At 61.9% G+C, this 10,051-nt stretch carries 11 protein-coding genes; all 11 read right to left on the bottom strand.

Annotated elements, in window-relative coordinates; genetic code table 11:
* Nucleotides 1–72 precede the first annotated feature (72 nt).
* Complete coding sequence (locus R3217_09405) at nucleotides 73–477, bottom strand: hypothetical protein (protein MDX1455659.1); 405 nt, start codon at nucleotides 475–477, stop codon at nucleotides 73–75.
* Between the two features lie 58 nt (nucleotides 478–535).
* Nucleotides 536–3,262, bottom strand: coding sequence for an aconitate hydratase AcnA (gene acnA / locus R3217_09400; protein ID MDX1455658.1), 2,727 nt, complete (start codon nucleotides 3,260–3,262; stop codon nucleotides 536–538).
* Between the two features lie 165 nt (nucleotides 3,263–3,427).
* Nucleotides 3,428–4,054, bottom strand: coding sequence for a high frequency lysogenization protein HflD (hflD, locus tag R3217_09395; GenBank protein MDX1455657.1), 627 nt, complete (start codon nucleotides 4,052–4,054; stop codon nucleotides 3,428–3,430).
* Nucleotides 4,051–5,148, bottom strand: coding sequence for a tRNA 2-thiouridine(34) synthase MnmA (gene mnmA, locus R3217_09390; protein ID MDX1455656.1), 1,098 nt, complete (start codon nucleotides 5,146–5,148; stop codon nucleotides 4,051–4,053). The genes hflD and mnmA overlap by 4 nt, the downstream gene beginning before the upstream one ends.
* A gap of 7 nt (nucleotides 5,149–5,155) precedes the next feature.
* Nucleotides 5,156–5,635, bottom strand: coding sequence for an NUDIX hydrolase (locus R3217_09385; GenBank protein ID MDX1455655.1), 480 nt, complete (start codon nucleotides 5,633–5,635; stop codon nucleotides 5,156–5,158).
* 13 nt (nucleotides 5,636–5,648) lie between these two features.
* Nucleotides 5,649–6,257 (bottom strand): nitroreductase family protein, encoded by a 609-nt coding sequence (locus R3217_09380; GenBank protein MDX1455654.1) that lies wholly within the window; start codon nucleotides 6,255–6,257, stop codon nucleotides 5,649–5,651.
* A 39-nt stretch (nucleotides 6,258–6,296) separates the two neighbouring features.
* Nucleotides 6,297–6,830: a hypothetical protein gene (locus R3217_09375; protein ID MDX1455653.1), complete on the bottom strand. Its 534-nt coding sequence runs from the start codon at nucleotides 6,828–6,830 to the stop codon at nucleotides 6,297–6,299.
* Nucleotides 6,823–7,287: a GNAT family N-acetyltransferase gene (locus tag R3217_09370; protein ID MDX1455652.1), complete on the bottom strand. Its 465-nt coding sequence runs from the start codon at nucleotides 7,285–7,287 to the stop codon at nucleotides 6,823–6,825. The genes R3217_09375 and R3217_09370 overlap by 8 nt, the downstream gene beginning before the upstream one ends.
* On the bottom strand, nucleotides 7,284–8,477 hold the full coding sequence (locus R3217_09365; GenBank protein MDX1455651.1) for a cupin domain-containing protein: 1,194 nt from the start codon (nucleotides 8,475–8,477) through the stop codon (nucleotides 7,284–7,286). Before R3217_09365 ends, R3217_09370 begins: the two co-directional genes overlap by 4 nt.
* Complete coding sequence (locus R3217_09360) at nucleotides 8,474–8,986, bottom strand: hypothetical protein (GenBank protein MDX1455650.1); 513 nt, start codon at nucleotides 8,984–8,986, stop codon at nucleotides 8,474–8,476. Before R3217_09360 ends, R3217_09365 begins: the two co-directional genes overlap by 4 nt.
* Nucleotides 8,987–8,994: 8 nt before the next feature.
* Nucleotides 8,995–10,051, bottom strand: a 1,057-nt coding sequence (purB, locus tag R3217_09355) for an adenylosuccinate lyase (GenBank protein ID MDX1455649.1), incomplete at its 5' end; no start/stop codon positions are given.

Here is a 10,051-nt window from a genome sequence, read left to right as displayed (position 1 = left end):
TCAGACAGGAAAGGTCATCGCAAAAATCTATCGTGTTCTTGCAAGAAGCGAAAGTTGCAGTGCGGCACTGCGTCACGTTTTCGGGGAGAGGTTGCCGAGCAGGTAGCCAAGCACGGCGAGCGTGCCGCTGAAGACAGGCAGATACTGGTACAGTCGCACCCCTTCATCGCTGAGCGCGGCGGTCAGCTGCAAGGCAAGCATCCCGCAAAACAGCAGCGCGAGGGACAGCGAGGCGGCGAACTTCAACCAGTTGGGCGTCTGGCGCTTCAATAACGGCAACCAGCCATCCGGGTTTGCAGCATGCCGCAACTGCAGGCATCGAATCGGTACTGCCACCAGCAGCAACACGCTGGCCAGCATCAGTGCGATCAACAGCACGGGCAGGTCGGCACCGCTGCCGCCGGTGAACAGCGACATCAGCGCCACGCAGGACAGCAGCAGGACCAGGGCATTGAAACTGAGGAACAATCCGCGCATCGCATTCTCCGTTCTAAAAAAAGCCCCGCATCAAGCGGGGCTTTTCGTCAGCTCTTGATTACGCAGCAAGTTGCCGCAGTACGTAATGCAGGATGCCGCCGTGCTGGACGTACTCGACTTCCTTCGGCGTATCCAGGCGTACATCGACCTTGAACTCGGTCGTCTTGCCGTCGTCAGACGTCGCCTTGACGGTGACTTCCTTGGCATTGCCATTGTCCAGGCCGGAGATGTCGAAGGTTTCCTTGCCCGTCAGGCCGAGCTTGTCGGGACCATCGCCATCCTTGAACTGCAGCGGGACCACGCCCATGCCGATCAGGTTGGAGCGGTGGATGCGCTCGTAGCTCTTGGCAATGACCGCACGAACGCCGAGCAGCAGCGTGCCCTTGGCCGCCCAGTCGCGCGATGAACCGGTGCCGTATTCCTCGCCGGCAATCACGACCAGCGGCGTGCCTTCGTCCTTGTACTTCATTGCAGCATCGAAGATGTCCATCTGTTCTCCGGACGGGATGTGCGTGGTGACGCCACCCTCGGTGCCCGGGGCCAGCAGGTTGCGCAGGCGGATGTTGGCGAAGGTGCCGCGCATCATGACTTCATGGTTGCCGCGACGCGAACCGTAGGAGTTGAAGTCCTTCGGATCGACACCGTGCTCCTGCAGGTAACGACCGGCCGGGGAGTCCGGCTTGATCGAACCGGCCGGGGAGATGTGGTCGGTGGTGACCGAGTCGCCCAGCAGCGCCAGCAGGCGTGCGCCGGAGATGTCGCTGACGCCAGCCACGTCCTTGGTCATGCCTTCGAAGTAGGGTGGGTTCTTGACGTAGGTCGAATCCGGCCAGGTGTAGATGTCGCCTTCCGGCGTGTCGATGGCAATCCAGTTCGGGTCGCCCTTGAACACGTCGCTGTACGACTTGTTGAACATCTTGGAGTTGATGTTCTTGGCAATCATGTCCTGGATTTCCGTCGGCTGCGGCCAGATGTCCTTCAGGAACACGTCGTTGCCGTCCTTGTCCTGGCCCAGTGCATCGTTCTGCAGGTCGACGTTCATCGAACCGGCCAGTGCATAGGCAACGACCAGCGGCGGCGAGGCCAGGAAGTTCATCTTCACGTCCGGGTGGATGCGACCTTCGAAGTTGCGGTTGCCGGAAAGAACCGACGTCGCAACCAGCTGGTGCTCCTGGATGGCCTTGGAGATTTCCGGACGCAGCGGTCCGGAGTTGCCGATGCAGGTCGTGCAGCCGTAGCCGACGACGTTGAAGCCGAGGGTTTCGAGATCATCCAGCAGGTCGGCAGCGACGAGGTAGTCGGTCACGACCTTGGAACCCGGTGCCAGCGACGTCTTCACCCAGGGCTTGACGGTCAGGCCCTTGGCGGCGGCATTGCGTGCAAGCAGGCCGGCACCGATCATCACGGCCGGGTTGGAGGTGTTGGTGCAGGAGGTGATCGCCGCGATAACAACCGCGCCGTCGTTGAGGTTGAAGGACTGGCCGTCCATCTCGACAGCAGCAGTTCCAGGTGCCTCCTGGTTGCCCTGCGAGCCGACTGCGGTCGAGCCGCCTTCGCCTTCGAAGCTGGCTTCGCCGTTGGTCTTCTTCTCGCGCTCGGTGATCATCGGCTGCAGGTGCTTGTTGAAACTCTTCTGTGCATCGGTCAGCTCGATGCGATCCTGCGGGCGCTTCGGGCCGGCAATCGACGGCACCACGGTGCCCATGTCGAGTTCCAGCACGTCGGTGTAATCAGCCGGCTTCTCGCCGTCTTCGCGCCACATGCCCTGGGCCCTGGCGTATTCCTCGACCAGCTTGCACTGTTCCTCGGAACGACCGGACAGCTCCAGGTAACGGATGGTTTCGCCGTCAATCGGGAAGATGCCGACCGTGGAACCGAATTCCGGCGACATGTTGCCGAGCGTGGCACGGTCGGCCAGCGGCAGGTGCTTGAGGCCATCGCCAAAGAATTCGACGAACTTGCCGACCACGCCTTTGTCGCGAAGCATTTCGGTGACGGTGAGCACGAGGTCGGTTGCGGTCGCGCCTTCCGGCAGCTGGCCGGTCAGCTTGAAGCCGATGACCTGCGGGATCAGCATGGACACCGGCTGGCCGAGCATGGCCGCTTCGGCTTCGATGCCACCCACGCCCCAGCCGAGCACGCCCAGGCCGTTGACCATGGTGGTGTGGGAGTCGGTGCCAACCAGGGTATCGGGATAGGCGACACCATTGTTGTCGAACACGACGCGAGCCAGGTGCTCGATGTTCACCTGGTGAACGATGCCGGTGTTCGGCGGGACGACCTTGAAGTTGTCGAAGGCAGTCTGGCCCCAGCGAAGGAACTCGTAGCGCTCGCGGTTGCGCTCGAATTCGATGTCGTTGTTCTTCTTCAGGGAATCGGCGGAACCGTAGGAATCGACCTGCACGGAGTGGTCGATGACCAGCTCGGCCGGCGACAGCGGGTTGATCTTCGATGCATCACCGCCGAGGTTCTTGACCGCATCGCGCATGGCAGCGAGGTCGACCACGGCCGGCACGCCGGTAAAGTCCTGCATGATGACGCGCGCCGGGGTGAAGGCGATCTCGGTGGCCGGCTTTGCCTTGGCGTCCCAGTTGGCCAGCGCTTCGATGTCGGATTTGGTGATGTTCACGCCGTCTTCGTGGCGCAACAGGTTCTCGAGCAGCACTTTGTGGGTGAAGGGCAGGCGGGAAACCTGGTGGGAATCCTCCAGCGCCTTCAGGTTGAAGTAGCTGTACTCTTTGGCGCCGACTTTCAATGTGGCGCGGGTCTTGAAGCTGTCCGACATGGGGGCCTCCGACTAGGGACGAGATACGGGTTTTCAGGTGGGCGACTCGCTGCAACGTGTTGCCCTGCAAAGCCCGCCATTATACGGATTCAAACGGTCGTTCTCCATGGCGGAGGCCGCTTTTCGGCACGCAAAAATCGACGGGGCAGGCCTTTTGCCGCGTACTCAGAGCTGGGCAGCAAGCCCGCGCGCCGTATCGACCAGGCGGCGACGCTTGAACAGCAGCGTCCAGCGCGAGCCGCCGGTCTGCTCCCACAGGAAGGCGGCCCGAATGCCCGCCAGCAGCAGGGCACGTACCATCTTCACGGTTTCGGGGTTTTCCAGTCGTGCCGGCTCGCCACGGACCATGATGCGGGGTTCCAGGGTGCCGATGGTGGTCGAATAGAGGTCCGCGAGACTGCTCAGGACGTGGGTATCCCAGTGCTCGAAATGGGACTTCTGCTGCGCCGCCCGTTCGAGGCCTTCACGCAGGCGCGACATCAATTCCGGGCGTTTCCCAAGCGTCCTGGCATGGGCCAGCAGGCTGACCACATACCGCGCAGCACGCATCTCCTGTTCGTCACCGCCCGCACCCAGCATGCGCGCGAGCGACTCCAGGCCGGTCCTGAGATTGCGCACGCCACCGAAGACCTGCGGCACGTCCGCTGCCTCGAAAACGAACAGGGAGCCGAGTGCGACGTCCCGCTCCGTCTCGTCCTGCCGGCCGGTCCAGGCCGTCTGGTCGACCAGGCGGGCAGCCTGGAAGACGCCGGCCAGGGCCAGGACCCGGTCTTCGAACGCGTGTCCCTTCATGCGGCCTCGCTGCGGGTATTGAAACGCCGGGTAATGACCCCACCGCCCAGGCATTCCTCGCCCTCATAGAGGACGACGTACTGGCCCGGGGTGATGGCGCGCTGGGCGGCCGTGAAAACCAGTTCGCCACCATGCTCGTCCAGGCGCGTCAGCTGACAGGCCTGGTCGGCCTGGCGATAACGCGTCTTGGCCATCAGCTCGCGGCCGACACCCGGGACCGTACGGACCCAGTGCGGCTTTTCGAAGGCCAGTGCGTCATGGTGCAGCAGGGGGTGGTCGTGGCCCTGGGCGACCACCAGGGCATTGTCGGACTCCTGCTTGTCGACGACGTACCAGGGATCGTCCGAGGCATCCTTCAGGCCGCCGATCATCAGTCCCTTGCGCTGTCCCAGGGTGTAGTAGGAGAGACCTTCATGTTCACCGACGACTTCGCCTTCCGGCGTGCGCATCGGTCCTGGCTTCACGGGCAGGTATTTTTTCAGGAACTCGCGGAAATCACGCTCGCCAATGAAACAGATGCCGGTCGAGTCCTTCTTGTCGTGATTGACGAAGCCGTGTCGCGCTGCAAGGTCGCGTACCTCGTCCTTTTGCAGCTCGCCCAGCGGGAACAGCGTCTTGCGCATCGCCGCCTGTGGCACCGCATGCAGGAAATAGGTCTGGTCCTTGCCCTGGTCGGCCGCTTTCAGCAGGCGTGATTCGTTCTCGCCGTGTTCGACCCGGGCGTAATGACCGGTCGCGATCCAGTCGGCACCCAGGCGCAGGGCGTAATCCAGGAAGGCCTTGAACTTGATCTCGGAGTTGCACAGCACGTCCGGGTTGGGCGTGCGGCCTGCTTCGTATTCCTCGAGGAAGTAGGCGAACACGCGTTCCTTGTATTCCTCGGCGAAGTTCACCTTGTGGATGGGAATGCCGATGGCAGCGGCGACCTGGCGGGCGTCCTGGAAATCCTCGGCGGCGGTGCAATAGGCATCGTCGTCGTCCCAGTTGTCCATGAACAGGCCATGCACGTCATAACCTTGTTCCTTGAGCAACAGCGCGGTGACCGAGGAATCGACCCCGCCTGAAAGACCCACGATCACACGTTCGGCAGCCATACCGCGCTCAACCATCGTCCGACGCGTCGGAGAAGAAGCCCTGGCCCATGTCTTTCAGGGTGTCCAGCGGATAACGCTTGCCGGCAAGGTAGTCGTCGATCCCGCCAAGCACCATCGGGCTGCGCAGCTCGCTCGCGCGTTCGGCAAGTTCCTCGCGGGTCAGCCAGTGCGTGGCGATGATGCCGTCATCCAGCTGGGCGTCGCGGTCCTCGGTGACGGCGCGACCGAAGAAATTCACGCGCAGGAACGTCAGGTCGCCCTTGGGCGTCTTCCAGAGATAGATACCCGTGATCCCGTCCGGACGGAATTCGCAGCCGGTTTCCTCTTGCACTTCGCGAATCGCCGCATCGACGAGGGTTTCCTCGTCCTCCAGGTGACCGGCGGGATTGTTGAGCACGATACGGCCGCGGACGTCTTCTTCGACGACCAGGAATTTCCTGTCTCGTTCGATGACGGCGGATACCGTCACCCGGGGTGAAAAGCGCATCGTTATCGCGTCCTTACTCGGGGAACCTGTCCGTGAAAAATACCTCTTCCATTGCCAGCTGGCCACCGCGCGGCCAGGGCTCCTGGGTTGCCTTGCCGATGCAGATCATCAGGCAGATTTCGTGATCTTCCGGGAGCCGCACCAGGTGGCCGACACGCTTGAAGTCGAAGCCGTCCATGGGGCAGCTGTAATATCCCAGCGACTGTGCCACCAGCATGATGGTCTGCGCCGCTATCGCACAGGAACGCATGCCTTCGTCGCGCTGCATCTGCTCGTCCTTGGCGTAGAAGTCGTGGATGTTCCTGAGCAGGCTTTGCTGGATGGGTTCCGGTGCATTCTTCCAGTAACGCGCAGGCGACTTCTGCCAGGCCAGCTTGTCGTAGGCCAGCAGCAACAGGGTGGAGGCATCGGTAATCTGTCCCTGGCCCCAGGCAGCCTGCTTGATCTCTTCGCGAATCTCGCGATCGGTGATGTTCAGGAAGCGCCAGTGCTGGATGTTGAACGCGGTGGGCGACAGCAGCGCGGATTCCATGATCGTGCGCAGGTCGTCCTCGGGCATCACATGCTCGGGATCAAAGAACTTCATCGACCGTCGTTGGCGGACAGCCTCTAGTACGTCCACTGCAACCTCCTTGCGGGGTGTCTTGCCGGGCGGTGCGGTTCAGATGCCCAGTTGACGGGATTCGATCTCGGGCTGGGATTTTTCCCAGATGGTGTCGAACAGCTTGAGTTTCTCGCGCGCACCCATCGGATCGTGCGTGTCGGCCGTGCCTTCCCAGCGGGTCGACAGCTTGCGGTAGAGCAGACCGGTCTCGTCGGCAATCAGGAAACCCTCGCCCATGTCGAGGTAATCCCGATGCGGCTTGCGAACCTGCACGAAGGTCGACAGGCGGCGTGACAGCTCGATCAGGCGATGACCTTCCTTGGTGGCACGGGTGGCATCGACCAGCAGGATGCGAATCATGACCTGGCCACCACGGGTAGCCAGTGCCCGTACCGCGTCCAGGAAGGCCGGGTCGTCATAGACCGCCGGATCCAGGTCGCGGCTGAAAATGGAGATGCGGCGGCTTGCCTGCTGCGCCAGTGCCACGGCCGCCGCACGGTTGTCGCTGGCGGTTTCCAGGCGCATGAAGGTGTCGCTGGTCTGCGAACCCAGCGTCTTGGGCGTCTTCGGCGTCGTTGGCTCGTCACTCATCGCGGGCACCTGCGCTGTTGGTGGTCAGGTCTCGTGTCATCCAGCGGTGCGGAATGTTGGCATCCATGAATTCCTCGCCGTGGGCGACAAAGCCGAAGCGCTCGTAAAACGGGATGGCATGAACCTGCGAGGCCAGCTTGACCGAGGCGTCGCCCCGTTTGCGCGCTTCTTCCACCAGCATTGTAAGGAGTCGGCCGCCAATGTCACGGCCACGGTGGGATTTCAGCACCGCCATGCGGCCGATCTTGCCGTCCGGCAGCAGGCGCGCGGTGCCGACCGGTCGGTCCCCGTCGAAAGCAAGCACGTGCAGGCATTCCTGGTCGCGGCCGTCCCATTCTTCCTCTTCGGAGACATTCTGCTCGACCATGAACACCGGCATGCGGACCGAGCGGATGGCCTCGATGTCGTCGGGCCATTCGGCTAGGCGAAATGCGATCTGGTTCAGGTCTGCGCTCATTCCGAATCTCCCGGTATCACGGGCTTGAGGGCACCGTGGTCGGCCAGCTGCAAGAGGAGTGAAAATGCTGCGTCGTCATCAAGCCATTTTCCGAAGCTGCCCGCCGGATAGAGTCGCCGAGTGCAGATCATTCCCAGCAGCTCGTCAAGCCCGCTTTCCTTGCCCTTTTCGAGGGTCCAGGCGTCGCCATCGATGAACAGGATCGTGTTTTCGCCGTCGTCCAGCCAGGTCATGCGGCTGCGGGAGTCCCGTTCGAAGTCCTGCGTGGCCAGCGCCGACTTCAGCGCTTCCGGGGACCATCTGTCTTCTGGCGCGGCCGTGGCCAACCAGGCCTTGGGCTCGGTCACGAAACGCCCGAACCAGCGATTCATCTCGGCATCATCCTGTTCCAGCGCCGAGCGCAGCAGGTCGCGGGCGCGCTTCAGCCCTGCATCCGACAGCTTGCCGTCCCGGCTATCTTCCAGCGACAGGTCCGCATCGCTGTACATGGTGTCGTCCTCGACGCGCTGCTGCACCAGCTCGACGAAATCCGAAATCATGTCCTGCAAGGCAGGAGCGCGGAAGCCGATCGACCAGGTCATGCAGTCGGAATCGAGCGCGACGCCGTCATGGGCCACGCCTGGTGGGAGGTAGAGCATGTCGCCGGGTTCCAGGACCCAGTCCGCTTCCGGCGTAAACGTCTTCAGCACCTTGAGGTCGATGCCCTCGATGATGCTCGGATCAAAGGACTCGGCAACCTGCCAGCGGCGCTTGCCGGCAGCCTGCAACAGGAACACGTCGTACTGGTCGGTGTGCGGCCCGACACCGCCGCCCTCGGCGGCATAGGAAATCATCAGGTCGTCGATGCGCCAGTTCGGGATGAAATTGAAATGCTCGAGAAAGTCAGCAAGGTCCGGCAGGTGCTTGTCCACGTCCTGTACCAGCAAGGTCCAGCCTTGCTCCGGCAGCTCGGCAAAGTCCCTGTCGGAGAAGGGGCCCTGGCGCAGTTCATAACGTTCGCTATCGTTGATGACAACGCGCGACTCGATGCCATCCTCGCAGGCCAGGCCAGCGAGTTCGTCAGCGCTCAGCGGAGTCTCGAAATCCGGAAAGGCGTTACGGATCAGCAGCGGCTTTTTCTGCCAGTGCTTCTTCAGGAATTCCTCGACGGCGAGTCCACCTAGCACCGAGTCATGCGCTCGTTGTGTCATGACTCCTCCTTCAGCGCACGACGGGATACTAGCTCGCGATAAGGAAATGCAAAGTCGAAGAAAAAAGGTTCCGAGTCCGACCCGACCTCGTTCACGAGCGTTTCCATTCGCTCCGAATAAGCGAGCAGGCGTGCTGCAAAACGGTCGACTTCCGCAGCTTCGCTGCGGATGCAGAAACTCGCGGAATGGCGTCGATCGGCTTGCTCATCATTCACATCAAGCTTGACGCCAAAGAATGGAACACCCAGGGAACCTTCGTTGAACGCGCTCAGGACAAGCTTCGCCCAGCCATGTCCTAGCTTGCATTCGACTGTCTCGGGATGGCGCGAAGACGGAAAACCGGTAAGGCTTTCTGCAAATTCTCGAAGCAGGCCAGGGCTGCCATAGAACTTTCCCACGCTTGACACGGCGCCATTGCTGGCAGTGACGACGAATTCCATCAGATCGTCGTCGTTCGGGTCCCACCAACAGGCTTCGATACCAATGAATGCGTCGCTTTGCGCCGCCATGATGCTGGTCAGATGTCCTTCGCCAGCTTCGCGGCGATGCCGATGTAGCTCGCCGGTGTCATGTCCATCAGACGCTTTTTGGCATCTTCCGGCAGGTCGAGCTTGTCGACAAAGGCACGCATCGCCGGACCGTCGACTTTCTTGCCGCGGGTGAGTTCCTTCAGCTTTTCGTAGGGCTGCTCGATGCCATAACGGCGCATGACGGTCTGGATCGGCTCGGCGAGCACTTCCCAGTTGTCATCCAGGTCGGCGGCCATGCGCTCCGGATTGGCTTCCAGCTTGGAGATGCCTTTCTGTGCCGAGGCATAGGCAATCACGGAATGACCGAAGCCGACACCGAGATTGCGAAGCACGGTGGAGTCGGTCAGGTCACGCTGCCAGCGCGACACCGGCAGCTTTTCGCCCAGGTGACGGAACAGGGCGTTGGCGATGCCGATGTTGCCTTCGGCGTTTTCGAAGTCGATCGGGTTGACCTTGTGCGGCATGGTCGACGAACCGATTTCGCCGGCAACGGTCTTCTGCTTGAAGAAGCCGAGTGCGATGTAACCCCAGACGTCGCGGCAGAAGTCCATCAGGATGGTGTTGTAGCGCGCGCATACGTCGAACAGCTCGGCCATGTAGTCATGCGGCTCGATCTGGATGGTGTAGGGATTGAAGCTCAGGCCCAGCGATTCGACAAAGGCTTCGTTTTCCTTGTCCCAGTCGATGTCCGGGTAGGCCGAGAGATGGGCGTTGTAATTGCCCACCGCGCCATTGATCTTGCCCAGCAATTCGATTTCTTCGAGCTGCACGCGCTGGCGCATCAGGCGATGCGCGACGTTGGCCATTTCCTTGCCCAGCGTCGTCGGCGAGGCCGGCTGGCCATGGGTGCGCGACAGCATCGGGATGTCGGCGTACTTGTGGGCCAGCGCGCGGATGTCTTCATTGATGGCATCCCAGGCCGGGTAGAGCACCTTGTCGCGCGCTTCCTGCAGCATCAGGGCATAGGACAGGTTGTTGATGTCTTCCGAGGTGCAGGCGAAGTGGAAGAACTCCGCGACTTTCTTGATCTCGGCATTGCCCTCG

This window comes from Gammaproteobacteria bacterium (genome assembly GCA_033720895.1).
GTDB lineage: Bacteria > Pseudomonadota > Gammaproteobacteria > Natronospirales > JAJUFS01 > JAWWBS01.
This window is presented reverse-complemented; position numbering and strand designations above follow the sequence as displayed.

Coding starts and splice junctions, on each gene's coding strand:
- R3217_09405 (MDX1455659.1), bottom strand. CDS start 477: ATGCGCGGATTGTTCCTCAGTTTCAATGCCCTGGTCCTGCTGCTGTCC.
- acnA (MDX1455658.1), bottom strand. CDS start 3,262: ATGTCGGACAGCTTCAAGACCCGCGCCACATTGAAAGTCGGCGCCAAA.
- hflD (MDX1455657.1), bottom strand. CDS start 4,054: ATGAAGGGACACGCGTTCGAAGACCGGGTCCTGGCCCTGGCCGGCGTC.
- mnmA (MDX1455656.1), bottom strand. CDS start 5,148: ATGGCTGCCGAACGTGTGATCGTGGGTCTTTCAGGCGGGGTCGATTCC.
- R3217_09385 (MDX1455655.1), bottom strand. CDS start 5,635: ATGCGCTTTTCACCCCGGGTGACGGTATCCGCCGTCATCGAACGAGAC.
- R3217_09375 (MDX1455653.1), bottom strand. CDS start 6,830: ATGAGTGACGAGCCAACGACGCCGAAGACGCCCAAGACGCTGGGTTCG.
- R3217_09370 (MDX1455652.1), bottom strand. CDS start 7,287: ATGAGCGCAGACCTGAACCAGATCGCATTTCGCCTAGCCGAATGGCCC.
- R3217_09365 (MDX1455651.1), bottom strand. CDS start 8,477: ATGACACAACGAGCGCATGACTCGGTGCTAGGTGGACTCGCCGTCGAG.
- R3217_09360 (MDX1455650.1), bottom strand. CDS start 8,986: ATGGCGGCGCAAAGCGACGCATTCATTGGTATCGAAGCCTGTTGGTGG.